General features: G+C 60.7%; 22 protein-coding genes. 9 read left to right on the top strand and 13 right to left on the bottom strand.

The window, feature by feature from the left end; translation table 11 throughout:
• Positions 1-30: 30 nt before the first annotated feature.
• Genes E4633_RS10355 through E4633_RS10340 form a run of 4 tightly spaced genes read right to left on the bottom strand, consistent with a single transcriptional unit; the run spans position 31 to position 4,619 of the window.
• Entirely contained in the window at positions 31-1,887 is a 1,857-nt protein-coding gene (locus tag E4633_RS10355; RefSeq protein ID WP_135870166.1) for a HAMP domain-containing methyl-accepting chemotaxis protein, read from the bottom strand.
• Positions 1,888-1,945: 58 nt separating this feature from the next.
• Complete coding sequence (locus E4633_RS10350) at positions 1,946-2,554, bottom strand: chemotaxis protein CheW (RefSeq protein WP_135870165.1); 609 nt, start codon at positions 2,552-2,554, stop codon at positions 1,946-1,948.
• A gap of 33 nt (positions 2,555-2,587) precedes the next feature.
• Positions 2,588-4,096 (bottom strand): CheR family methyltransferase, encoded by a 1,509-nt coding sequence (locus E4633_RS10345; protein ID WP_135870164.1) that lies wholly within the window; start codon positions 4,094-4,096, stop codon positions 2,588-2,590.
• 1 nt (position 4,097) lies between these two features.
• Positions 4,098-4,619: a chemotaxis protein CheW gene (locus E4633_RS10340; protein ID WP_246038021.1), complete on the bottom strand. Its 522-nt coding sequence runs from the start codon at positions 4,617-4,619 to the stop codon at positions 4,098-4,100.
• A gap of 142 nt (positions 4,620-4,761) precedes the next feature.
• Here E4633_RS10340 and E4633_RS10335 point away from each other — a divergent pair, with 142 nt between their 5' ends.
• Entirely contained in the window at positions 4,762-5,040 is a 279-nt protein-coding gene (locus tag E4633_RS10335) for a hypothetical protein (RefSeq protein WP_135870163.1), read from the top strand.
• A gap of 24 nt (positions 5,041-5,064) precedes the next feature.
• Here the strand turns inward: E4633_RS10335 and E4633_RS10330 are convergent, their stop codons facing one another.
• On the bottom strand, positions 5,065-5,643 hold the full coding sequence (locus E4633_RS10330) for an acyl carrier protein phosphodiesterase (RefSeq protein ID WP_135870162.1): 579 nt from the start codon (positions 5,641-5,643) through the stop codon (positions 5,065-5,067).
• 51 nt (positions 5,644-5,694) lie between these two features.
• On the opposite strand from E4633_RS10330, the gene E4633_RS10325 reads away from it, so the two are divergent.
• Positions 5,695-6,489 (top strand): ADP-ribosylglycohydrolase family protein, encoded by a 795-nt coding sequence (locus tag E4633_RS10325; protein ID WP_135870161.1) that lies wholly within the window; start codon positions 5,695-5,697, stop codon positions 6,487-6,489.
• A 68-nt stretch (positions 6,490-6,557) separates the two neighbouring features.
• Here the strand turns inward: E4633_RS10325 and E4633_RS10320 are convergent, their stop codons facing one another.
• From E4633_RS10320 to dmpI, 3 genes are all read right to left on the bottom strand, one after another.
• Positions 6,558-6,785: a hypothetical protein gene (locus E4633_RS10320; RefSeq protein WP_135870160.1), complete on the bottom strand. Its 228-nt coding sequence runs from the start codon at positions 6,783-6,785 to the stop codon at positions 6,558-6,560.
• Between the two features lie 64 nt (positions 6,786-6,849).
• The gene (locus E4633_RS10315) at positions 6,850-7,422 is read right to left on the bottom strand and encodes a flavin reductase family protein (RefSeq protein WP_135870159.1); all 573 of its coding nucleotides are present in this window, start codon (positions 7,420-7,422) and stop codon (positions 6,850-6,852) included.
• A 15-nt stretch (positions 7,423-7,437) separates the two neighbouring features.
• On the bottom strand, positions 7,438-7,629 hold the full coding sequence (gene dmpI / locus E4633_RS10310) for a 4-oxalocrotonate tautomerase DmpI (RefSeq protein ID WP_135870158.1): 192 nt from the start codon (positions 7,627-7,629) through the stop codon (positions 7,438-7,440).
• 226 nt (positions 7,630-7,855) lie between these two features.
• Here dmpI and E4633_RS10305 point away from each other — a divergent pair, with 226 nt between their 5' ends.
• Positions 7,856-8,182 carry a peptide chain release factor family protein gene (locus E4633_RS10305; protein WP_246038018.1) on the top strand — a complete coding sequence of 109 codons (327 nt, stop codon included), beginning with the start codon at positions 7,856-7,858 and terminating at the stop codon, positions 8,180-8,182.
• 7 nt (positions 8,183-8,189) lie between these two features.
• Here E4633_RS10305 and E4633_RS10300 read toward each other — a convergent pair whose 3' ends face one another.
• Positions 8,190-9,089 (bottom strand): selenium metabolism-associated LysR family transcriptional regulator, encoded by a 900-nt coding sequence (locus E4633_RS10300; protein WP_135870157.1) that lies wholly within the window; start codon positions 9,087-9,089, stop codon positions 8,190-8,192.
• A 142-nt stretch (positions 9,090-9,231) separates the two neighbouring features.
• Here E4633_RS10300 and E4633_RS10295 point away from each other — a divergent pair, with 142 nt between their 5' ends.
• The 5 genes from E4633_RS10295 to E4633_RS10275 all read left to right on the top strand — a co-directional run bounded on the left by E4633_RS10295 (position 9,232) and on the right by E4633_RS10275 (position 14,138).
• On the top strand, positions 9,232-9,993 hold the full coding sequence (locus E4633_RS10295) for an acyl-CoA dehydratase activase (protein ID WP_135870156.1): 762 nt from the start codon (positions 9,232-9,234) through the stop codon (positions 9,991-9,993).
• Positions 9,990-11,153 carry a double-cubane-cluster-containing anaerobic reductase gene (locus E4633_RS10290; RefSeq protein WP_135870155.1) on the top strand — a complete coding sequence of 388 codons (1,164 nt, stop codon included), beginning with the start codon at positions 9,990-9,992 and terminating at the stop codon, positions 11,151-11,153. The genes E4633_RS10295 and E4633_RS10290 overlap by 4 nt, the downstream gene beginning before the upstream one ends.
• A gap of 91 nt (positions 11,154-11,244) precedes the next feature.
• On the top strand, positions 11,245-12,012 hold the full coding sequence (locus tag E4633_RS10285) for a rhodanese-like domain-containing protein (protein ID WP_135870154.1): 768 nt from the start codon (positions 11,245-11,247) through the stop codon (positions 12,010-12,012).
• A 45-nt stretch (positions 12,013-12,057) separates the two neighbouring features.
• A complete protein-coding gene (locus tag E4633_RS10280) occupies positions 12,058-13,068 on the top strand; it encodes a transglutaminase-like domain-containing protein (protein ID WP_135870153.1) in 1,011 nt (336 codons plus the stop codon).
• Positions 13,069-13,199: 131 nt separating this feature from the next.
• On the top strand, positions 13,200-14,138 hold the full coding sequence (locus E4633_RS10275; RefSeq protein ID WP_135870152.1) for a hypothetical protein: 939 nt from the start codon (positions 13,200-13,202) through the stop codon (positions 14,136-14,138).
• A gap of 166 nt (positions 14,139-14,304) precedes the next feature.
• Here the strand turns inward: E4633_RS10275 and E4633_RS10270 are convergent, their stop codons facing one another.
• Positions 14,305-15,561, bottom strand: coding sequence for an OmpP1/FadL family transporter (locus tag E4633_RS10270; RefSeq protein ID WP_135870151.1), 1,257 nt, complete (start codon positions 15,559-15,561; stop codon positions 14,305-14,307).
• 224 nt (positions 15,562-15,785) lie between these two features.
• Between E4633_RS10270 and E4633_RS10265 the strand changes: the two genes are divergently transcribed.
• Entirely contained in the window at positions 15,786-16,601 is an 816-nt protein-coding gene (locus tag E4633_RS10265) for a methyltransferase domain-containing protein (protein WP_135870150.1), read from the top strand.
• Here E4633_RS10265 and E4633_RS10260 read toward each other — a convergent pair.
• The 3 genes from E4633_RS10260 to E4633_RS10250 form a co-directional block, all read right to left on the bottom strand.
• Positions 16,589-18,523 carry an HD domain-containing phosphohydrolase gene (locus tag E4633_RS10260; protein ID WP_135870149.1) on the bottom strand — a complete coding sequence of 645 codons (1,935 nt, stop codon included), beginning with the start codon at positions 18,521-18,523 and terminating at the stop codon, positions 16,589-16,591. The two genes, E4633_RS10265 and E4633_RS10260, sit on opposite strands and share 13 nt — an antisense overlap.
• A gap of 7 nt (positions 18,524-18,530) precedes the next feature.
• Positions 18,531-20,618, bottom strand: coding sequence for a PilZ domain-containing protein (locus tag E4633_RS10255; protein WP_135870148.1), 2,088 nt, complete (start codon positions 20,616-20,618; stop codon positions 18,531-18,533).
• Between the two features lie 227 nt (positions 20,619-20,845).
• Positions 20,846-22,987, bottom strand: coding sequence for a sensor domain-containing diguanylate cyclase (locus tag E4633_RS10250; RefSeq protein ID WP_135870147.1), 2,142 nt, complete (start codon positions 22,985-22,987; stop codon positions 20,846-20,848).
• Positions 22,988-23,163: the final 176 nt, after the last annotated feature.

The following is a 23,163-nucleotide window of genomic DNA, read 5'->3' as shown; positions in this document are numbered from 1 at the left end:
TTATTCGTGATCTCCCGCCGCTGAGGGGGATCAGGCGAGCCGGTAGCCGCTCACCAGTTTCTGCAGTTTCTGGTTCAGCTCGTAGAGGTTTTTCGCGGCCGCCTCGATCTGGCGCGACCCCTCCACGTTCTGATCGCTTGCCTGGTTGATGCTCTGGATGGCGATGGCGATCTGGTCCATGCCGATCGCCTGCTCCTGGGTCGAGGTGACGATCTGCAACGTGGCGTTCGAGGAGTCCTCGATGCTCGCGGCGAGCTGGCGGATCGACTCGCCCGCTTCGCTCGACTGCTTCATCCCCGCCTCGACCGCCTTGCTCCCTTGCTCGGTGGCAAGGACGGCGGCGGTGGTGGCCTTCTGGATCTGGCCTATGATGCTGCGCACCTGGGAGGTCGCCTGCTTCGACTGGGTGGCGAGGTTCTTCACCTCCTGGGCCACCACGGCGAACCCTTTGCCGTGCTCACCCGCCTTGGCGGCCTCGATGGCGGCGTTCACGGCGAGGAGGTTCGACTGCTCGGCGAGGTCCGCTACCGTGGCGATGATCTCGCCGATGGCCTGGCTCTGCTCTGAGAGGTTCACGATGCGCTCGGCGATGAAGCCCATGCGTTCGTCGATCCCCTGCATGCCGTCCAGGGTGCTGTTCACCGAGTCACGGCCGGTCTTGGCGATCTGCGCGGAGCGGTGCGCCCCCTCGTAAACCTGGCGCGACTTCTGCGAGGTGAGGTCGGTGGTCTGGCGGATCTCCTGGACCGTCGCGTTGGTCTCGGAGATGGAGGTGGCGGTCTGGGCCGAGCTGGAGGCAAGTTCGCTTACCGTAGTCATGATCTCGGCGGCGCTCCCGGCGAGGACGCTCACCACCTCGGAGATTTCGAGGCTCAAGTCCCTGAGGTTCCTGGTCATCAGGCTGAAGGAGTTACCCAGGCGGTCCTTGTCCGAAGCGGGGAGCACCTCGATGGTGAGATCCCCGGCCGCGATGCGGTCGGCGCTGGCGGCGAGCCTTTTCAGGGAGGCAACCATGTTGCTCATGGCGTTGCCGAAGACGTCGCGTTCGGAGAGGGGAACTACCTCGAGATCGAGGTCGCCGATGGCGATCCGGTTTGCGGTCTCCCCCATGCGGCGCAGGGAGAGCACCATCTTCCTCATCGCCCGTAAAAGCTGTCCCAGTTCGTCGGGAGAGGCGCTGTCGAGCTCGACGGAGACGTCCCCCTGGGCCAGGCGGTCGGCGGCCTGCACGGCGTCGTTTAAGGGCCTTGTGATGGATGCGGTTATGGCGAAGGCGATTATGGCGGCGATGATGCAGGCCAGTGCCAGGAGGACAGCGGTGATCGCGAAGGTGAAGCGCTGGTTCCTCGCGGATTCGGCGGCGAAGTTGCTGGCCGTAGTGTGGGATGCCTTCAGCACCTCTTCCACCTGGGCGTCGATCTGGGCCACGGTGCGGCGGGCGTAGTTCTTGTGGAAGGCTACCGCCTCCTTCACCTTACCCTGCCGGGTGAGCGCGATGGTCTTGGCGCGTACCTCCTTCCACTGATCCATCGACTCCTTGATCCGGTCGATCTTCGCCTGGTCGCCGGGGAAGCGCTCGCGGGCGAGTGCCAGTCCGCGGTAGACCTCCTGCTCGTACTTGGCGATCTCCGCGATGGTCGCTTCCAGGTCTTCACGGTCGGCTGCATAGAGGACCACGTCCTTCATGCCGCGGTGCATCCGTGCGATGTTGGTGTCGACCTGCTGGATCGCGTTGGTCACCGTGAAGGGGTGCTCGTAGAACTCGCTGAGCAGGCGCCCCTCGGCGGCGAGGTTTTTGAGGGAGAGCGTGCCGATCAGGACCAGGAACACGAGCAGCACGGAAAAGCCTGCGATCAACCTGGAGCGGATTTTAAGGTTGCTGAGCATGGAACCTCCAAAAGTCAGGTTGAGATGGCGACCTCAACCTCGATCTTGATTTCACTATCTACCCGACCTCTTCGTGCACGATGAGGCGCGGGTCGGCCAGGATCCTGGCCATGTCGAGCAGGGCGAGCCGCTCGGCGGTTACCCCGGCAAGGAACTCCCCTCTCATCCCGGTAAAGGTATCGGGTGTCGGGTGCAGATCCGACAGGGGCAGAGAGCGCATCCCCTCGACCCGGTCTGCCAGGACGCCGAATTCCATGGTGCCGTCGCTTACGACGATCACCCGGTTCAGGTCGGAAAGTCCGGCTGCCGGGAGCTCGAAAAAGCGGCGCAGGTCCACGATGGAGATGATCTTGCCGCGCACGCTGGTGATCCCCAGGACGAAGGGAGGGGTGCAGAACAAAGGGGTGAAATCGGCCAGTGGAAGCGTGGCCGCGATGAAGGAAAGCTCGATGGCGTAGTGCTCGCCGGAAAGGGTGAACTCCAGGCAGTCGACGCAGGCAACGCTGCCGGCGTCCTCGGCAGTTTTTTGGCTCATGAGCCGGGCGCGTTCCTTAAGCAGTGCCTGCTCGCGCTCATGGTCGTGCCGGTCCTGGAGAACGGCGTCGAAGGCCACCTGCTGGCGGGTGAGCAGTGAGGCCCAGTCTATGGCGGAACTTCTCTGCGACATGCTTCTTCTCCTAAGCGTGGAAAACGTGCTGCATTACCGCCTGCTGATCCCCTTGATCAGATGGATCAACATGCCGGCCGTCATCCCCTCGGTGTCGGGGATGGCCTCGTTCGGGTCGAGCCGCTGCAAAAGGCGCAGGGCGTTGCCGAAACTCTGTTCCGCCTCCTGCCGCTCACCGCGCTTTCTGAAGAGGTTTCCGAGCGCGAAATAGGCGAGCAGGTAGTCGTGGTCGAGGTAGAGCGCGTGCTTCAGCGAAGTGACGGCGCCTTCTTCATCTCCCGTCTGCTCGCGGATCATGGAGAGGAGGTAGTGGCTGTGCGGGTTCAGCCGCTCGAGGCGGATCGATCTTTCGCAGAGCTCGCGAGCCTCGTCGTAGCGCCCGAGGTTTGCATGACAGCGGGCCGCGAGGGCTAGGTGCTCGGCGTGCTGTGCCCCGGCGAGCGCAACCTCGGCGGCCTTTTCATAGGCGCCCGTGTCGAAGAGCGAAAGCGCCTGCTGCAGCAGGTCCGGGCCCTGCGGCGCGTCTGCTGATGCCGGCGCCGCATGGAGTTCCGGCCCGCCCGCCGTTTTATTGGCCGGGGGCTGCTTTCCCGCGGCCGATGTCACGGTTCGCCCGACCACACGCCCGGGGTGTGCACCCGGTTGGGGCGCCGGCGCGTCAGCAGGAACCCGAAACTCGGCTCGCGTCGCTTTCTGGCGCGGCTCGCTTCTTTTCAGCGCGAGGGCGCCATCGAAGATGTGACAGGTGAAACCTTCCACCTTGTGGTGGTCCACCTCAGTCGGTCCCATGAATAGCCAACCGCCCGGCCTCAGCGCGGCGCGGAACCTGGCGACGGTCTTCTCGATCTGCTCCTCGTGAAAATAGAGCATCACGTTGCGGCAGAAGATGACATCGGCCCCTCCGGCAATCGGGGAAGGGGTGTCGGCGTCCTCGGCGAGGTTCAGATGCCCGAAACGGACCATCTCCCTGATGCCGTTTGCGATTTCGAAGCTGCCGTCCGGCCGCTGGGAGAAATAATTCATGAGCCACCCGGGGGCGTTCCGGAAGGACCATTTGCCGTACACCCCCAGTCTGGCTCGTTCCAGGGCGTGCTCGTTGAGGTCCGTGCCGAGGATGGTGATCTTCCAGCCGGTCGTGTCCCGGAGCACACGGCTCAGGATGATGGCGATGCTGTAGGGCTCTTCGCCGGTGGAGCATCCGGCGCTCCAGATCCGGATGGTTCGGTTGCCGCGCCGACGAGCCGCAACCAGTCCCGGGAGCACCTGCTCCTCGAGCACCTGGTAGCTTTTCGGGTCGCGCAGGAAATAGGTTTCGCCGATGGTGAGGGCACTGGCCAAAAGCCGCAGCCGGTCCTTACCCAAGGGGACGGACATGAGCTGCAGCAGGTAGCGCTCCAGATCCTCGACCCCTTCCTGCTGCGCAAGGGTAGCCATCTTCTGCGCCAGTTCCGAGAAGCGTTCCTTGCGGAAGTGAAGCCCAAGTTCTTTTGCTACGAACGCGGCGAAGAGCTGCAGCGTCGCGCTTGTCTGCGACTCCGCCATGTCAGGCGCGTTCCAGCGCCGCGGCTATCTGCTCCTCTTCGTGAGGGAAGAGCAGGGCGTCGAGGTCGTGGATCAGTACCAGTCCATCCGTGGTTCGCGCCACTCCGGCGACGAACCCGGCTCCTGCCACGACTTCGTCGGCTGCAAGGATGTCGGCCGCAGGCGGCTCGATGACCCCTTCGGAACCGTCCACGACGAGGGCAAGGGTGAGCCTGCCGGTGCGCGCGATGACGAACTGGTCGCTCAGGGCGACGGGGCGCTCGGGGAGCCTGAAGCGCCTCCTCAGATTGATGACGGGAACGATCTCTCCGTGCAGGTCCAGGATGCCCATTACCACGTCCGGGGCCTTGGGGAGCTGGGTGAGGGCCGCCGCCCGGACCACCCGTTTTACGTGGTCCAGACGCAACGCGTAACGCTGGTCGTCAAGGGTGAAGATGAGCAGTTGAATCGTGTCGATCGGTCTTCTCCAATTAGCGGCGTCTATGCGGCGCTCTAATGTACCTTGTGCAGGGCTCGGATTCAAGCGTATTGTAGGGTTAATGGGCTAAAAAAAGGGGGGAGGTGCGCTTTGAGAACTTGCAACCGTTAGCGATTGCAAATCCGAAGGGTGCCGCTAGTATTGCAGCTGTTTTTGCCAAATCGGAACGTTAGCGGGAGGTGAACCGATGCACGATATCGGCAGGCAGATCATGTTGAGGCTGAGAGAGGCCCTGCCATACGCGCGCGTCTACTGGGAGCGCGAACCGGGTGGCGATGGCCTGCGCGGCAGTGCGATAAGTGCGGAACTGGAAAAGCGGAAGTTTACCATGCAGTTCGACGGTCCCCCGAAGGAGGAGTGCCCGGAAGTGCTTGAGCCGGCCCTCGTGGAACAGGTGGTCGACGATTTCGTCGACTTCTTCGCGCGCTCCATCTACCCCAAGGAAAAATTCACGCGCATCATCTGAAAGGTTACCGCGCCGAAGAAAGGGTCAGCGCCGGATGGTCTCCTCTGCAAAACCGCGAATGTCGGGCAGGAAGGCGTGGAAATCCTCTTGCAAGAAGCGGTAGTGGCGGGTAAGTTCCACGCCGCCCGAAGCGAGCGGGTTCGCCCTCGGCACGCGCCGCGACATGCGCCGCAGCGCGTCGGCCACCCCTTCGGCGTTCAGGTAGGAAGGGATCAGCTCCTCGAAGATCACCGGCACCAGTCCCTTGAGACGCTCCGGGAGCTGGTCGCGGCGCGCCTCGACGCTTGCGCGTACGCGCTTTAGGTAGTCCGGGAGCGCTTCCGTGCTGCATTGCCGCCATCCCACGGCGAGGAAGTGATCATAGAAGATGTCGACCATGATGCCGCGGTACAGTCCGAAGTCGGCCCCCAGGCGCTTCCTGCTCGCGGTGAAGGCGGCGTGGTTCTGGGCGAAGGAATCGATGCGACGGTGCAGCTCGATGCCGCGTCGCAGCTTGTCCGGGTAGGCGTCGGTGAGGCGCCCCTTCACGAAGTCACCCATGAAGTTGCCGGTGAGGATGTCGGGGTCGTCGCCGGAGAGGTATAGATGGAACAGGTAGTTCATGAGAAGGGATGATACCAGAACCACCCGAAACGGGGTAGGGGGTAAAGCGCCATGCTGGGTGCTCTGACCGGAGACATCGTCGGTTCCATCTACGAGTGGAACAACATAAAGAGCACGGAATTCCCGCTCTTCCAGGACAGCTGCCGCTTTACCGACGACTCCGTACTCACCGTGGCGCTCGCCGACGCGATCATGACCGGCGCGCCATACGACGACACCATGAGGCATTACTACCGCAGCTACCCGGACGCGGGGTACGGCAGGGGCTTCGTCGCGTGGGCCAAGGCGGACGCCCCCAAGCCCTACAATAGCTGGGGCAATGGTGCCGCGATGCGCGTGAGCCCGGTGGGGTGGGCCTGCGATACGCTCGCCGACGCTTTGTCCCTGGCACGGAACTACACCCTCCCGACCCACGGGCACCCCGAAGGGGTAAAGGGGGCGCAGGCCGTTGCCGGTGCGGTCTTTCTCGGGCGCAGCGGCGCCTCAAAAGACGAGCTGCGCAGCTTCATCGCCGGAGAATTCGGCTACGATCTCGCGCTCAGCTGCGATGAGATCAGGCCGTCGTACCGTTTCGACGTCTCCTGTCAGGGGACGGTTCCGCAGGCCGTCACCGCGTTTCTCGAATCAAACGATTTCGAAGGCGCCATCCGCCTCGCCGTCTCCCTGGGCGGGGACTCAGACACCCTTGCCTGCATCACCGGCGCGATTGCCGAGGCCTTCTACGGTGGGGTCCCGGCTCGCATTGCAGAGCAGACCATGGGTTTTCTTGATGACCGGTTGAGGCGAGTGACGGTCGCTTTCGAAGCGCGCTTCGTGGCGGGGCGTTTCGCTGCTGCAAAAAGCTGAGCGCTGAAACGGCAAAGGCTGGTCGACCATCGGTCAACCAGCCTTTTAAGGTGCGGGGATAAGAGGTATCAGGCACCGTGCTCCCGTTGCCATTTCTCAACGGCGAACTGGTAGTTATCCTGCATTTCCTCAAGCATGGAATAAGCTTCGTCGGCTCTGTTTCGCACCCCTCTATCTGCTGTCGCTGTTGTCCCTTCCGGCTCCTCGATGCAAGCCTCAGGCAGGATCGAGGTGAGCGTCTCGATGATCTGTTGCAGCCGGTCCAGCACTTCCTTCTTGAAGGTCTCGTCGTCCATAGCACTCCCCCAGCCCAGATGAGATAACGGGAAGGAGTATACCGTAGGAGCGGCGAGGCTCCAGTTACTTCATCAACTGTTTCCCGATGTCGAAACCCTGGCCCACTTTTTCGCCCAGTGCGTAATAGCCGCGGTTGGTCGGGCTGTAGACGATGGGCTGCACCTTGGTCGGGTCGGGGAGGCCTGCTTCGTCGAGCACCGATGCATCGGCCTTGACGTCGATGATCTCGCCGATGAACTGGGTGTGTACCCCGATCTCCACGGTCTGCAGCAGCCTGCACTCGATCACGAGCGGGAACTCGGCAACGTACGGTGCATCGACCAGATCGCTTTTCACCGGCGTGAGGCCTGCGGCTGCGAACTTGTCGGCGTTTTTGCCCGAGGCGATGCCGGCGTAGTCGGCGGCGACCACGAAGTCGCGGGAGGGGATATTCACCGTGAAGGCCTGGCGCTCCATGATGGCGTCGTAGCTGTGCCGTGCCTTTCTCAGGGAGACGGTGACCGCGGCCGGGTCGGAGCTGCACACGCCCCCCCAGGCGACCGTGGCCAGGTTCGCTTTTCCTTCACTGTCGTAGCTGCCGACCAGCCAGACCGGGGTCGGCATGGCGTGGGTTGCTTTGCCCAGGCTCTTTTTCATAGGTCCTCCGTGGAATTATTTGATGGTGTCAGACAGGAGCTTGCCGCCGACGCCGATGTTATCGCGATCCATTTCCTTGATGAAGACGATGAACTTTTCAGCGGGGATCTGTGTTACAGTGCTGGCGGCTTCGGTCAAAGCCTGAACTAGTTCGCCTTTCTTCTCTTTGTTCGCCATGGTTCCAAGGTCGATGGTGATGACGGGCATGCAGGTGCTCCTCCTTGAGGCAGTGTTTTTCTGAAGGGTGGCACTGTAACAGATATCACACGACAGTTCAACACGGGCTGAAGGTATATACCTTACGGCTTTGTGGGTATGTAATCCGGTAAAGCGGTAAATATGAGTATCGCGGCGTTAGTTGCTGAAGTTACGACTGTTACGGCTACAGCGTAACGCGCGGCAGTGACAGTAAGTTGGAAGGATTGAAGAGTATATGATCGAGATCAGGGAAGCAGACATAAAGGTGGAATTCTACCGCGCCTCCGGGCCTGGCGGGCAGCACCGCAACACGACCGACTCAGCGGTGCGCATACGCCATCTCCCGACCGGGATCGTGGCGCAGGCAAGTGAGAGCCGCTCGCAGGCCCAAAACCGGGAAAAAGCGCTGGAGCGGCTGGCCGAGTTGCTGCGCAGGCGCGCGCAGAAGGCGAAGAAGAGGATAAAGACCAAGGTGCCGAGAAGCGCCAAGGAAAAACGGCTTTCCGACAAGAAGGCGATATCCGAAAGGAAGAAGGGGAGGGGGAGAAGAATTGACGATTAGCTGATTGTCAATTGCCTTTATACATCTCCGTCATGATGGTCCTGAATGCGAGGGCGGCGGGGGAGAGTTCCCTACCTCTGCGGCCCACGAGGAAAAACTGCCTCTTTATGCTGACGCCGTCGACAGGAACCTGCACAAGTGACTTCTGCTCCAGTTCGTGTTGTACCGAAACCGCCGAGACGAAGGATACCCCGATTCCGGCAATCACCGCACGCTTCACCGCCTCGTTGCTGCCAAGATGCGCCGCCACATTGAGACGCGCGGGGTCTATCCCCGCCTCGCGCAGGGCCTGAGCGGCAGCCTTTCCGGTGCCGGAACCTGTTTCCCTAAGCACGACCTGCTCGCCCAGCAAATCCTCCTTGCTGATTCCCTTCTTGCCGCTCCAGCGATGCCCTGCGGGCGCGATCAGGACGAGTTCGTCGTCGGCAAGCGGCATGAACTCGAGGCTCTCCTCCTCGAAACGCCCGCCTACCACACCCAGCTCCACTTCTTCTGAGATCAGCTTTCCCAGCACATCGCGGCTGTCCCCCTGGCGCAGCACGATGGTGACCCCGGGGAAACGGCTGATGAGAAGCGGCAGGGCCGCCGGGATCATGTACTCCCCCGGGATGCTGCTCCCGGCGATATTCAGCTCGGCCTCCTCGACACCCTTGAAACGCGCCATGGCGACCGGAATCTCCTTCGCATAATCTATGAGCTTGCGTGCGCGCTCGAGCAGTATCTTCCCACCCTCGGTCGGTAGTGCCCCCTTGCCGGTGCGGTCCAGAAGCTTCACGCCGAACTCGCCTTCCAGTGCGGATATGTGCTGGCTGACCGTGGACTGGGTGATGAAGGTGGCCTCCGCTCCCTTCGAGAAACTCCCGCTTTCAGCGACCTTTATGAACACTTCGAGCTGTTTCAGGTTCACCGCCCCCTCCTTATTGGTTGATGCGATCCATAGTATCTATTTTATCGAATTTATCAATTTGACTCTTGATGGTCAATTGGTTATTGATGTCAGGCCCTTATTCTCCTTCGGCCGCCTGATAGAAACGTAAATAAGAGGCACCATGATCGCAGCAGGAATCGATATAGGATCGACAGGTACCAAGGCCGTTCTCTTTGACGGTGAGATCCGCGCCACCGCGGTAGTTCCTACCGGCTGGGACCCGGCCGGCGCGGGACTTGCCGCATTTCGCCAGGCTCTCGACGCCGCTGGTATCGCCGAGGGGGCGGTCGGAAGGGTGGTCGGCACCGGTTACGGACGGGTATCGCTACCCTTGTTCGATAAGAAGGTGACCGAGATCACCTGCCACGCCCGTGGCGCCCATTTCCTCCACCCGGAAACCCGTACCGTCCTGGACATCGGCGGACAGGACAGCAAGGTGATCAGCGTTGACGCCGGTGGGAAAGTCGTCGAATTCGCCATGAACGACAAATGCGCCGCCGGAACTGGTCGTTTCCTGCAAGTCATGGCCGGCGTGCTCGGCTTGTCCCTTGAAGAGCTTGGCCTCATCGCTGCGGGCGCCGAGCCGGCACGCATCTCGAGCATGTGCGCCGTTTTCGCGGAGTCGGAGATAATCGGACTTCTCGCCCAGGGCGTGGACAAGGGACGCATCGCCGCCGGTGTCTTTCATGCCATTGCCACAAGGGTTCAAGGGCTCGCGGGGAAAGTATCGGTCTCGGGTGACATTACCTTCAGCGGCGGTGTGGCGCTGAACCCTGCCATCTGCCGCGCCATCGGTTCCGGGCTGGCAGTCGAAATCCGCGTCCCCGCTGCTCCACAACTGGTGGGCGCACTCGGCGCCGCCCTCGTTGGATACGAAGCATGAGTGAACCCTGCATTCCGACGCTACTGGAGATCAACGCCCTCCGGGAAAGAAACGCGATAGCCCTCAAGGTCGCCAAGGATCACGGCAGGAAGGTGGTCGGCACCTATTGCCTGTTTTCGCCGGTAGAGCTCATCGTCGCTGCCGGTGCGATCCCGGTTTCCCTGTGCGGCACAAGCCCAACGCCGATACCGGCCGCCGAGAAGGTGCTGCCGCGCACGCTTTGTCCTCTGATCAAATCGAGCTACGGATTCGCTCTCACCGATACCTGCCCGTTCTTTCATTTTTCCGACCTGCTGCTCGCCGAAACGACCTGCGACGGCAAGAAAAAGATGTACGAACTGCTCGGCCAGATGAAGCCCTTGCACCTGATGCAGCTGCCGCAGGTGCAGGACGAGGCGGCCCTCGAGTACTGGATCCTTGAGCTTAAACGCCTGATACGACGGCTAGAGCAGGAGTTCTCGGTTCAGATCACCCCGGAGCGTCTCGCATCCGCCGTCATGCTCCTGAACGAGGAGCGCCGCTCCCTCAAGGCGCTCCAGGACGTGATGAAACGTAAGCCCGCACCTATCACAGGGATCGATCTTTTGACCGTACTCCACAACCGCGGCTTTACGGTGGACAAGCGCGAGGCGATCGGACTTGTCAACCGGCTGACCGCCGAGCTCACCGAATTGGCCGAGCGGGGCGTTTCCCCCTTCGACAGCACCACCCCGCGCATCCTGCTCACCGGCGTACCGGTTGGCGTCGGGTCGGACAAGGTGGTGCGCCTGGTCGAGGAACTGGGTGGTTCCGTGGTCTGCTTCGAGAGCTGCGGGGCCTACAAGAAGGTGGACCCCGTCGTCCCCGGCGCGGACCTGCTGCGCAGCATCGCGGAGAAGTACCTGCACATACCCTGCTCGTGCATGTCCCCCAACCACGGCAGGCTCTCCCTTCTGGAGCGTCTTGTCGACGAGTTTCAGGTCGACGGCGTCATCGACCTCACCTGGCAGGGGTGCCATACCTACAACGTGGAGTCGCTCAGCGTGAAGCACCACCTGCAGCAGGGGGGTGGGACTCCGTTCCTGCAGATCGAAACCGACTATTCGGAGTCGGACACCGAGCAGCTCAGGGTGAGGATCGAGGCTTTCCTCGAGATGATCAGCGCGAGGCTTGGAGGCTGACCGATGAGACGGTATCGTCTGACCCCGATGTTCGACAACCAGAGATGCCATGTCGATTTTTTAATTTCATGCAAGTCAATGGGAGGAAACAATGAACAGCATCACTCGTTTAACGGGCAGGTCGGTGATCTCGCTACTGGTCCTTTTTCTGATGATGGCTACCGCGCTGCCGATATTTGCCGCGGACGCCGACTTCAAGACCATCTCCAGCGAGGCCCTGAAGGACATGCTGGATGAAAAGAAAAGCTTCACACTGGTGGACGCCCGCACGGCCGACGAATACCAGGCCGCTCATCTGGTTACCGCTTTGAACATCACCGAAAAGGATTTCGATAAGAGCCTTGCACTCCTTCCCAAGGAGAAGGGAGCCCTCGTGGTGCTCTACTGCAACGGGGTGAAATGCGGCAAGAGCAAGAAGGTCGCCGCAAAGGCAAAAGCCGCTGGTTACACCAACCTGGTCGTCTACGCGGACGGTTTCCCGGTCTGGGAAGAGAAGGGGTACCCGATCGTCGCAGGAGCCGATTATGCGAAGAAGATAGAGACGACAAAGTTTACGCCGGCGCAGCTGAGCGTGATACTGAAAGAGAAAAAGGACGCCTACGTCCTGGTCGACGTACGTGACGAGTTCGAGTTTGCCGAGGGGCACATCGAGGGTGCGCTAAACATCCCTGCCGAAACCTTCGCATCGAAGTCGGGCGTTCTTCCCAAGGAGAAGGGGATCATCGTCTACTGCAACAGCGGCGGTCGCAGCTACTCCGCCTATCGCAAGCTTATGAAACTCGCCTATCCCTCCATTTACCAGGCCATCCTTTCCGAATGGAAAGAGGCGGGCCTGCCTGTGGTCAAGTCGCAGCTTTAGGCACGGCGTCGTGCCGTTGAATATCTGTCTGAACAAGGAGTCGTAATGAAAAGGTTGTTGTTGCCGCTAGTGGCCCTTTCCCTCTGCCTCGCTCCCGCCGCCTGGGCCCAGAGCCGCAGCGGTATCGTGAGCGTCGAAGTCGATCTGTCCCGCCAGGAAGCGGGCAAGGAGACGAAACTCTGGGTACCCTACGCCGTATCCGACCGGTACCAGAACGTCACCGACGTCAAGGTTTCCGGTGATTTCTCCGCTTCTGCGGTCTACACCGACAAGGTGAACGGTACGCCGATGCTTTTCGCCCAGTGGGACAAGGACGCGAAGAGCCGCAAGCTCACCTACACCTTCAAGGTGGAGCGCGAGGAAATCCAGATGAAGAACCTGTCGGGCAAGGAACCGGCATGGAACCCCGCCGATTACGCGGAATACCTTGCCCCCACCTCGATGGGACCGGTGGACGGCGAGGTGAAGAAGCTCGCTCAATCGATCGTCAAAGGCAAAAAGACCGTTCTGGATAAGGCGAAGGCGATCTATGACTGGACCTGCGAGAACATGTACCGCGACCCGGCGACGGTCGGCTGCGGCAAGGGGGATGTCTGCGAACTCCTGAAGAAGCCGGGCGGCAAGTGCACCGACATTTCCTCGGTCTACATCGCCCTTGCCCGTGCCGCCGGGGTACCGGCGCGCGAAGTATTCGGCGTGCGCCTCGGCAAGAAGGCGGAGGAGGATATCACCACCTGGCAGCACTGCTGGGTCGAGTTCTTCCTCCCCGGTACCGGCTGGGTCCCGGTCGACCCTGCCGACGTGAGAAAAGCGATGCTCGTCGAGAAGCTCGAGCTTGCCGACGCCAAGACCCGCGCATACCGCGAATATTTCTGGGGGGGCATCGATCCATACCGTTTCAAGATCGCCTCGGGTCGTGACGTTGTCCTCAACCCGCCCCAGGCCGGCGCTCCGCTCAACACCTTCGGCTATCCCTATGCCGAGGTCGGTGGTCAGGTGCTCAACTGGTACGATCCGAAAGGGTTTAGCTACCGCATCAGCTACAAGGAAAAATAAAGAATAAAAATACCTCAGTCTTTTTATAGGGCCGCGCTGTGACATGCGCGGCCCCTTTTTTGTTTGTCTGTCCGGTGCGATTGATGTATCTTCCCATACTGTTTGTCCGATTTTGTCCAAGGAGCTTACCCGTGCAAATCCGCATCGTTATCGCCGCATCCATCCTCGGCGCCGGCTTCATCGCGTCCCATGCCATGGCTTCCGAAGCCCCGGCCGCATCCCCTGCAGCTGCAACCCCGGCCGCCGTTGTCATGCCGCAGTCCGTCGACCAGGCCGCAACAATAGCCGCACTGACCCAGGAGAACGCGCTCCTCCAGGAAAAGCTCAAGGCGCTGCAAAGCTGCAGCATCACCTCGACCGATCTCGCCGCACGCAACAGCAAGAGGCTCAAGGAGATCACCGCTGACGTGCGTGCCCAGCGTCAGTCGATGGCCGACTTCGAGAGCTACGTCAAGTGGATGTCCGGACACGTCGCCGGATATTCCAAGTACATTCAGGCCGGCTCGGTCGCGGCGCGCTTCGCCAGGGTATTGCCCATCCCTTACGCGGGACAGGCCTCGCTCTTCACCAAGTTCGTCTCCGACGCAGCGGTTTCACTCGGGGCCACATCGGTTTCCATCAACAAGTACCTGGGGACTTCGCAGCAGTTCCTGAACCGCGCCGACGCCCTCGACCCGAACAAGCCGAACTACAACCAGGAAGTCTCCGACCTCGTCCGTTTCGCGGACCAGGATCTTCTTAAGGGGATGGGGGACGTGCAGGAGCGTCTGGTCACCACCTCCCAGCTTTCCACCTCTTCGCTCTCGTTCCTGGAGAGCCTGAACCACTACGTCGGCACCACGGACGAATACTGGAACAAGACGAAGGCGCTTCTTAAAAGCGACGACAAGGCGGAGAAGAGTTTCCTCGCCGAGAGCACCGCGGCCCTCAGGAACAAGGCCCAGGTGTTCAACACGAAGCTCCAGTTTTTCGACTCGACGGTCAAGAAGACCTCGCCGCAGATCAAGGCGCTGGTCGCCTACGATGACCTGGTGCGCAGCATGGAGCCGAAGCTTGCCAAGGCGAAGTAACTAGGACGACGGCGCACTATCCCGCCTAAGACACCGTCGGACCCTCCCTCCCTCTCCCACTGGGAGAGGGAGGGGTGAGGGCGTCGGCAGCTTTAAATTTGATTGCACGCAAAAAAGGCCTCTCCCGTCAGGGAAGAGGCCTTTTTACTTTCTAGCTCGTGTTTCTCTAGAACTTGTAGCCGAGGGAGACCGCCACAAGGTGCGCGTCATTTTCGTACTTGCCGTTGGCTGACGTTTCGTCAACTCCGTAGAGCGTGTTGTGCTTGCTCCGGTTCTCGTAGAGCTGATAGGCGTAGGAGAGGGCGATGGTGACCGGCTTCAGGTTCAGGTCCGTACCGACGCAGAAGACGTGGGTCTTGGCATCCGGAATGGAGGGGTCGAAGGTGCTGTCCGGTACAGCGGTGTCGCCGTACACGTAGCCGGCCAGGAGAGCGACGGTGTCGTCGTACTGGTACCTGCCGCCGAGGTTGAGTCCCCAGCTGTCCTTCCAGTTTCTAGGCGTCTCGCTCTTGAAACCGTTGTCCTGCTGGATGCTGAGCTCCTTGAATTTGGACCACCCCTCCCAGCGCATCCCGGCCTCGAGGGTCAGCTTGTCGATACCCTTGAAGGCGACACCGGCGGTGAATTGCGGCGGCAACGTGAGGTCGGTCTTCCCGCCACTGTTGAAGGCGCTTACCGGCAACACCGGGCTGGAGAGGGTGGCGTCGCCTGAGATGTCGACATGTACCTGGCTGCGGTACGAGGCCCCCACCGTGAGGTGCTCGCAGATGTCGTAGGCTGCGGCAAGGTTGTACCCTATGCCGGTACCGTCGCCCTTGAATTTCACGCCGATGTCGTACCCCCCCGGCATCCCATATGTGGACAGAGCGGAAGACGGCATCATTCGCTGCAGCGTTGCGTCGAGATAGAAGACGTCCAAACCTGCGGCGACGGTGAGTGATGGGAGTACGCGGTAGGAGACGACCGGGTTGAAGTCGAAGGTGGTGAGCTCGGACTTGGTCGCGATGTAGCGGCCGTCCCAGCCGCTGCCCCACTCGGTGCCGAGGCCGAAGGGATTGAAGACGCCGAAGCCCGCGCTCAGTTTGTCGTTGAACTTGTGGGTCACGTAGAAGGTGCTCGGAAAGAACGCCGCACTGTCGGAGGCGGTGTTGCTGCCGACGGAACTCGTGTACTCGCGGGAAGAGATGATGGCCGTGGTGCCGACCTGGAGCTGGGTACCCTCCAGTTTGTTCATAAGTGCGGGGTTGTAGAAAATGGTGCTCGGGTCGCTCGTGTGGGCGGTGACCGCGTTCCCCTGTCCCAGCGCGGACGCGCCGTGGGTGAAGACTGCGTAACCGGCGGCGTGCGCTGCGGATAAGGCTCCGGCTCCGAGGGTGACCGCCGATGCAAACACGCCGGCGATCAGGCTCTTCCTGTAGTTCATGGATCCTCCTCAAGGATTTATTTCATTCGACGGTACCTTCCGCTCCGCCCGGGGGCAGGCGGCATTCCAAATACCATAGCCTACCAATCTTGTAAAGCTTGCATGTGCCGTGCTGCGTCGGGAATGTGCGCTAAGCAGCGGGGACATACCCATCTGCGCGATTGACGAATCAGCGGCAGATGTGCTAAACCCTAATAATTCGAAAAACTTAACAGGAGCGTTTGATGCAGTCAGACCGGAAGTACCTGATGGAGCACGCGGAAGAATCGCTGCGGCTCGACATGAAGACCGACAACGCCGTTACCGGGGAGCAGGCACGCTGGGCGGGGCTCGCACCGGGAATGAGCGTTATCGATATCGGCTGCGGCCCGGGCAAGACCACCGCGATGTTCGGCGAATTGGTACAGCCCGGGGGGAGGGCGGTCGGCGTCGATTTCTCCGAGGAACGCATCGCCTACGCCCAGGAGCACTACGGCTCGGACACCGTGAGTTTCGAACGTTGCGACCTTTACCAGCCGCTCAACTACCTGGGGCAGTTCGACTTCGCCTGGTGCAGGTTCTTCCTCGAATACCACCTCTCCAACTGCTTCCAACTGGTGCAGAACATGTCCGAGGCGGTGAAGCCGGGGGGCATCCTCTGCCTCGTCGATCTTGACTACAACTGTCTCAGCCATTTCGGCCACTCACCCCGCATGGAGCGCGCCGTCGCCGCGACGATCAGGAGCCTCGAGGTGAACGACGACTTCGATCCCTACGTCGGCCGCAAGCTCTACTCTTTTCTGTACGACCTGGGCTACGAGGAGATCGACGTGCAGGTCGGGGCGCATCACCAGATCTTCGGAGAGTTGAAGCAGGTCGACGAGTTCAACTGGACCAAGAAGGTCGAGGTTGCCGCCAAGAGATCAGGATACGGTTTTGATGAGTACGCTGGGGGATACGAGGAGTTTCTCGAGGAATTCCGCAGCTTCTTCGCCAACCCGCGCCGCTTCACCTACACACCGATCATCTCCTGCCGGGGACGCAAACCTCAGGCCTCCTGAGCCTCGCAACCCTCTTCCTGCTCTGCCGCTCTCGTGCGGCATGTGATGAGGGCGTCGACGATGTTCCTGTCGAAATGGCTTCCAGCCCCCTCCCGGAGCAGCCGGAAGGCATCTTCGGTCTTCATCGGATCGCGGTAGTGGCGCTGCGAGGTGACCGCCTCGTAGAAGTCGGCAACGGCGATGATCTTAGCCCCAAGCGGTATGTCCTTTCCCCTTAATCCTTTCGGATAGCCGGTCCCGTCGATCTTCTCGTGGTGGGCGCCGGCTATCTCCGGCACCTCCCGATAGATACCTTCGAAGTTGACCTGTTCCAGGATGTCGCGTGTCTTGTGGCAGTGTGTCTTGACGATCTCGTACTCCATCTCCGAGAGCCGCCCGTTTTTCTTCAGTATCGCGTCGGGGACCCCGATCTTCCCGTAATCGTGCAGAAGCGCCGCCACCCTGATCATCTCCCGCTCCGCCGGCTCAAGGCCCAGCTCCTCGCAGATCTCTTCCGAGTATTCGGTGACCTTTTCGGAGTGACCGGCGGTGAGCGGGTCCCTGGCGTCGATCGATGCCGCCATGACCTTGAGAAACGAGCTGAACTGGTTCGACTTCGCCTCGTGCAGCTTTGCGTTGCGTATGCTGATGCCGATCACGGGGGCGATCCCCATCAAAAGGGAGACGTCGCTTTGCACGAGCGGCCGCTTCGACTTCAGGTTGTCGACGGCGATGATCCCGAGCGACTCCCCCTCGCATATGATCGGACAGCAGATGAAGGTCTGGGAAAGGAGCTGCTTCGCGAAGTTCTGGCTCTTGCCCGACAAAGCCCCCTCGATCTCTTTTACGTCGGCGACCAGAAAGGGGCGCTGTTCACGGAAGGAGATGACGAAGACCCCCTTGGAATCGGGGCGGTCCAGGTGGAAGGTGGTCTTGCCGAGAAAGGCAAGCTGCTCGTCGTGGTAGCCGAAGCCGGCCTGGAACACGAGCCGCGTCTTTTCGGGATTGGCGAGCAGGATGAGGCCGCGGCTGTAGTCGAGACGTTTCTCCAGGATCTGTACCACGTTCTGCAAAATGTCGTTGACCGCGGTCTGCCTGCTGATCACCTGCCCGATCTCGTTGGTGACGAGAGCGTTGGTGTAGTTGATCTCCATCTTCTTGAAGAGGTTGTCGCTCAGGTCCTTCAGGCTTTTCTGGCTGGTGAAGAGGGCAGTCTTCTCGCTGCGCAGGGAGCCGATCTTCAGGGCGAGGAGCAGGGAAAGCGCCCAAGGGGCGAACAGGTAGATCGACCTCATCTGGCCTGCGCGGAAGCAAAGGCCCATCACGAGTAGGATGACGACCAAGGCGTAGTTTCTCGTGTAGCGCCAGAAGTTGATGCTCGACTTCTCCCAGGTGACGATGTAACGGCACACGGGATCGCCATTGAAGATGCACTCCGGATGCTCGATGCGGGGAAGCTTTGCCTGGAACAGGCTCGCCACCGCCTCGAAAAAGCCCATCCTGTTCTGGCACTGGAACGGCTCTTCCTGGGTGCCGGGCCTCGGGGTCACGATGATTTCATAGCTGTTGCTGCTGATCTGCCTCGAGGTGTAGGTGGAGGAGCGGACGAGGTTGCAGTTGACGGTATCCCCGATGAGGCTGAATGCGCGCGCAAGGCCGACGAGCCCGAGGAAATAGAGTCTGAGTATCCCGATGGCGTCGGGGGAGGCCGCGTAGCGCCCTGCTTCACGTGCGATATTTTCGTTGCCGGTAAGCTTCAGGAGGCGTTCGTAGAAGAGGTTGACCTGCTCCTGGGTGAACCAGTGCCCCGGATCGGCCACCTCGAGCGGGGTCATCCCGGCGTAGCTCAGCAGTTCACCGACGTTGATGAAGTTGTACCGGTTCTTTATCAGCTTGATGTATGTGTCGATGATGCTGCTGTTGTATAACGGATCGTTCATCATCTGTTCCTTAAGTGCCTTGAGCCGACTCTGTTCCCTGTGTCCTTCTGTGCCTGTTGCGGTTGTGGAGGTCACCTAGGTACTTGATGAACTTGGAGGTATGGGTCTGGATGTTGAACGCCCAGAGCGTGTACTTGCGTTCGAACGGGAGACTTGTGTGCTCGGCGTAGCTCGCCGGGTAGACGAGTACCGGCAGGTCGTTTTGCTGGTACTTGTGCGTGATTATGGATAACGCTATGAGCAGGATGTCCTTCGGGAACTGTTCCTGGTCGATGATCAGTACCGTGATGCAGTTGGTCAGGTCCGAGAGGTTCAGGCCGATGTCGGAGATGTTGACCATGACGACCGCCTTGGCCGTCCCGCCTCTTTTGAGCGTGTAAAGGTGCCGCTCCAGCTTGAAGCCCGCCTCCCGGTAATCCTGCGCGAGTTCGCCGCAGTCGCACCCAGGCTCCAGGTCGAAGGCGTTCAGCATGAGCCCGCCGGAGTGCTGCTCGTAGAAGGCCTCGAGGTCGAACAGGTCTTCGCGGGTCGTGCGGGTGAGGCTCCACGGGCCGGAGAAGTTCCAGTTGTCCGAGAAGGTGCGGTGGTAATGGAAGTAGGCGAAGGTGTCGATGGAGCAACCCTTCTTGTCGCCCATGGCCTGCACCGCTTCGCCGAAGACCCGGTTCGGGAATTTGTTGTCCGGCCGGTAGTAGCAGATGAGGTAGTCCATCTTGGACGACTTCAGGTTGTAGGAGTCGTTGGTTGAGTGCGAGAGATGGTTCAGCACGATGAGCCCGCCAAGGCTCGACTCCGCCTTGTTCGAGGCGTGGTGGTGCACAAGCCAGCTTCCCCGGTAAAAACGGAGCATCGCCAGGTGTCCCAGGATGGTGCCGTGTTCCTGGTAGACGAAGTGGCGCGCGATGCTCGGATTCTCCGTGTAGAGGCGGCGGTAGGTCTCCTTCAACTGTGCCTTGTTGGCCTGCACGTAGTGGTACTTCTCCGGGTAGATGAAGCCGCTGTCGAAGAAGAACTGCCACAGTGCGTCGAGGTCGATCTGCGTGCTGATATAGGAGTGCTTGTCCTTGGCGAGGTACAGGATGGAAAGAAGGCTCACATGGTCGCGGATGTCCATGTCGAGAAAGCACAGCCCGCACTTCACCAGGGAGGACTTTTCCTTTAACGGCTTGTCCTCGCGGTAGATCACCTGTGCGGAGCACCTCGTCGCGAAGCCGTTGCCGATGCGCAGTTCCAGGTCCGGGATGATCATCCCCGGCAAAAGCACGCTCGACTCGAAATCCTCGCACACGGAAAAGCCGGAACCGGAGATGTCCAGCACCTTCAGGTCGATGTTTCTATGGCTGAATGGGTGCCTGAAGACGGCATTGGGTAGGGGGAGCAGCTCGTGGCGGAGGCTGCGGACCTCCTTTGCCTTGAAGCGCCGCATGTGGGCCTGCAACGGTTCCAGGACGTAGATCCTGCGGCTGTGTCCGAGCGTCTGCGTTGCGATGCGGCACTCAGCCGAATAGAGGGTGGTGTGATCGTCGCTGAAGATGACCTGCACCGCCGCTTCGTCGTTGATCCAGTTGAAGTTCCTGCTGCCGTCTCCGGTTGCCTCCACCCGGAAGGTGAGGGCGCTGAAATCGAGCAGGGTTCCGTTGAGGCGTGCACCGTTTTGAAAGAGTTCGACGGCGATCCCCTGGCAGGGGTGTCGGCGTGACTTCCGGTAGTTTACCTCGATGGCCTTGTCGGGAAGGAGAAAGGTGGCGCCTTCCTCGTCGATGCTGATCAGCTCAGGCTCGGCCATGATAAGCCGATGGCCGCTCACCACGAATATGTTGTCGAAAACGCAGCCGACCGTCGACGTGTTAATGGCGTCGGTCGTGACCCAGCGGCATTCGAGCTTGTTGTTGAGACAGGGGAGGGGAGCCGCCTCGAGCGTTACGGTGCGGGGATACTTTGAGTGTCTGAAGTTGACAAGGATGGATTCTTCCTGGAAGTTGATGAAGTTCAGTTTGTTGATCAGCTTGTTTAGACCAACTTCCTTTTCTGAACCGGGTGCAAACTCTATTACTGTATCTGGCCGGGCAAATTGAAGAATCTTGCTGGCGTCTTTCATCAGTACCTCACATGGCGACAGGAGAAAGCAAAGGCTGTACTGCCGAATTTAACCGTGACCGGCGGCTGTCAGCAGAGCGCAAAGCATGCTTCCGAAGCGCGATGTGATTATTAGCACGATTCGTACACATTTTCACTAATAAAACGCCGTGTGATGCAACAAAAATACAGCAGTAGCAGAGGTTCTATAAGGAGGGAACGACGTTAAGCGTTTGGCTGAATGGGACGTCATGCTTTGGACTGCAGCGATGCCTCCAGGTAGGCGTTGAAATCGAGGGTTTTCGCGAGGGGGGACACGGCCTGGCGCGGCTCCACGTCGACACTTTTCTCTTGCTGGGATACCGAGCTTCGCGCCGCGACGGTGCGGTTTCTGCCCCGGGCCTTCGCCTCGTACAGCGCGACGTCGGAGGCGTGCACGAGATCGTGGAAGGTTCTGCCATCCTCGGGGAAGGAGGCGACGCCGAGGCTTGCCGTCAGGCGCCGCAGCGGAATGTCGCTCTCGCCTGGGAAGCGCTTGTTTTCGATCTCGGTACGGATCCTCTCGGCGACGATGAGAGCCTCGCTTTTCGAGGTGCCGGGAAGGACGGCGCAGAACTCCTCACCGCCGTAACGCGCGACGATATCCATCTCGCGCAACGATTCCTTGATGATGTCCGCGGTAATCTTCAGCGCCTCGTCCCCTGCGAGGTGCCCGCAGAGGTCGTTGTAGCTCTTGAAGAAGTCGAGGTCGATGAAGATGATGGTGAGGTTCAGGCTGTGGCGCGTGCTGCGGTTTAATTCCTCTTCGAGCCTGCTTTTCAGGAAGCGGCGGTTGTAAAGTCCGGTAAGGGCGTCGGTGACCGAGAGCTGTTCGAAACGTTCGGACTCCTCGAGCACCTCGGTGCGCTCGATCATGAGCGAGGCTAGGTTCGCGAACGAGGTGAGGAGCTGCAGGTCCGCATTGGTGAAGGGGCGGAGGTTCTTCTTGTCCGAGAGGTTCAAGACCCCGATCACCTTGTCTTTGAGCTTGAGGGGGAGGCAGATGAGCGATTTGGACTTGAAGCGGAGCCGGTTTGCCATGGCGACGCGGCTGTCCTTCTCCACGTCGTTCACCAGGAGGGGCTGCCCGGTCTTCGCCACCATGCCGGCGATCCCCTTGCCGACCTTCAACTGCAGACAGCGGGCGATGTTGAGCGTCATGCCGAGCGTGAAGACGATGTGCATCCCTTCGCCGTCCTTGTCGATCAGCATGATGGATCCCTGGGTCGCCTCGATCAGGTCGGACGCGATCTTCATGATCGCCTCGTACAGCTGCTCCTTGCTGTCGATCTGCAGCAGCGTGTCGGTGAGCGACATGAGGCGCTCGGAGAGGGCGTTTTCCTTGGAGCGCTCCGCGTCCCTCACGATCCAGGACATCTTGGCGGCCATGGCGCCGGTCAGCATGTTGATGAGCAGGGCCGAGTTCTGCGGGATATCGCTCTCCGGCAGCGCCAAAAAGCCCAGCCGCTCCCCTTGCGACTTGAGAGGGAAGAAAGCGCACATGGCGCTGTTGAGCCCGGGAAGGGCGGCGCGCATCTTGACGTCGCAGGGAACCGCTTTACCCCCCTTGGCAGGCGCCAGAAACAGGTGCAGGGCCTCGGCCGGAACGACCCCGATCTCGTCGGGCATCCCCCACACCCCGGTCACCGGGTAGGATTTACCCTCGGCGTCTGGGAGCGCCACGGCGATGCGCGGGACCTCGAACTCGGTGGCTATGGTCTCGCAGCCGATGGCGACGCAGGCGGTGACCGAGGTACATCGGTCGATACGCTCGAGCGCCTGGGAAACGGCCTGCAGGCGCTGGTCGGTGACCGACTCGCAGGGAACGGCGGCGTTCTGGAGGACGGGGGGGCTTGCCGTCGGGAAGCGGTATTGCTCGACGGCGCGCCCGACCTCCTGGGCTACTTCCTCCACCTCTTCGTAGCGTGCCGTGTGAAGCGATTCCACGTAGGGGAGCAGTGAAAAGGCATCTCCGCCGCCTTCGGTGCGGGAAAGGGCGGCAAGCTGCCACAGGTCGATGGACTCGTCGCGCACCCCGTCGCCCACGAGACAGCAATCGTCGCCGCCCACGCCGAAGGGGATGAGGAACCCGAGGAAGCCGCCGCCGTAGCGGCACACCGACGGAGTTCCCTCCTCGAAGAATACGTCCATGTTTTCTTCGAAAAACTGGCGGGATACATCGCGGCAGAGAGGGTCTTCGACGATGGTGGAACAGGTTTCGAACTGGTGACAGGACGCGACGGCGCCGTTACGCCTGCGGTACAGGGTAAGGCTGTAGTGCGCGAGGGAGGGGAGCTCCTTCAGCTGCACCAGCAGGTCGTGAAGTGGTATGTCAGCCGTTTGCTGCGCCACGTTTCAGTCACTCCGGTTTCAAAGTTGCTTTTCACAGGCGGCAGGCATATCGACCGCGCCCGGAATCACATCAAAAAATGCACGTTCTGCGCCAAGGTTCGCACGCTGTCTTTCTATCAAAAGGGCACAAGCGCCCCATTGGCGGCGGACATTACATCTTGATAATTACCGGTTTC

The organism is Geomonas terrae, from assembly GCF_004791675.1.
GTDB classification, from domain to species: Bacteria; Desulfobacterota; Desulfuromonadia; order Geobacterales; family Geobacteraceae; genus Geomonas; species Geomonas edaphica.
The sequence above is the reverse complement of the archived record's forward strand: the minus strand, read 5'-3'. Positions and strand labels throughout refer to the sequence as shown.

Excerpts from the sequence above, each read along its gene's own strand:
- E4633_RS10355 (WP_135870166.1), bottom strand. The coding sequence starts at position 1,887 with ATGCTCAGCAACCTTAAAATCCGCTCCAGGTTGATCGCAGGCTTTTCC.
- E4633_RS10350 (WP_135870165.1), bottom strand. The coding sequence starts at position 2,554 with ATGTCGCAGAGAAGTTCCGCCATAGACTGGGCCTCACTGCTCACCCGC.
- E4633_RS10345 (WP_135870164.1), bottom strand. The coding sequence starts at position 4,096 with ATGGCGGAGTCGCAGACAAGCGCGACGCTGCAGCTCTTCGCCGCGTTC.
- E4633_RS10335 (WP_135870163.1), top strand. The coding sequence starts at position 4,762 with ATGCACGATATCGGCAGGCAGATCATGTTGAGGCTGAGAGAGGCCCTG.
- E4633_RS10330 (WP_135870162.1), bottom strand. The coding sequence starts at position 5,643 with ATGAACTACCTGTTCCATCTATACCTCTCCGGCGACGACCCCGACATC.
- E4633_RS10325 (WP_135870161.1), top strand. The coding sequence starts at position 5,695 with ATGCTGGGTGCTCTGACCGGAGACATCGTCGGTTCCATCTACGAGTGG.
- E4633_RS10320 (WP_135870160.1), bottom strand. The coding sequence starts at position 6,785 with ATGGACGACGAGACCTTCAAGAAGGAAGTGCTGGACCGGCTGCAACAG.
- E4633_RS10315 (WP_135870159.1), bottom strand. The coding sequence starts at position 7,422 with ATGAAAAAGAGCCTGGGCAAAGCAACCCACGCCATGCCGACCCCGGTC.
- dmpI (WP_135870158.1), bottom strand. The coding sequence starts at position 7,629 with ATGCCCGTCATCACCATCGACCTTGGAACCATGGCGAACAAAGAGAAG.
- E4633_RS10305 (WP_246038018.1), top strand. The coding sequence starts at position 7,856 with ATGATCGAGATCAGGGAAGCAGACATAAAGGTGGAATTCTACCGCGCC.
- E4633_RS10295 (WP_135870156.1), top strand. The coding sequence starts at position 9,232 with ATGATCGCAGCAGGAATCGATATAGGATCGACAGGTACCAAGGCCGTT.
- E4633_RS10290 (WP_135870155.1), top strand. The coding sequence starts at position 9,990 with ATGAGTGAACCCTGCATTCCGACGCTACTGGAGATCAACGCCCTCCGG.
- E4633_RS10285 (WP_135870154.1), top strand. The coding sequence starts at position 11,245 with ATGAACAGCATCACTCGTTTAACGGGCAGGTCGGTGATCTCGCTACTG.
- E4633_RS10280 (WP_135870153.1), top strand. The coding sequence starts at position 12,058 with ATGAAAAGGTTGTTGTTGCCGCTAGTGGCCCTTTCCCTCTGCCTCGCT.
- E4633_RS10270 (WP_135870151.1), bottom strand. The coding sequence starts at position 15,561 with ATGAACTACAGGAAGAGCCTGATCGCCGGCGTGTTTGCATCGGCGGTC.
- E4633_RS10265 (WP_135870150.1), top strand. The coding sequence starts at position 15,786 with ATGCAGTCAGACCGGAAGTACCTGATGGAGCACGCGGAAGAATCGCTG.
- E4633_RS10260 (WP_135870149.1), bottom strand. The coding sequence starts at position 18,523 with ATGATGAACGATCCGTTATACAACAGCAGCATCATCGACACATACATC.
- E4633_RS10255 (WP_135870148.1), bottom strand. The coding sequence starts at position 20,618 with ATGAAAGACGCCAGCAAGATTCTTCAATTTGCCCGGCCAGATACAGTA.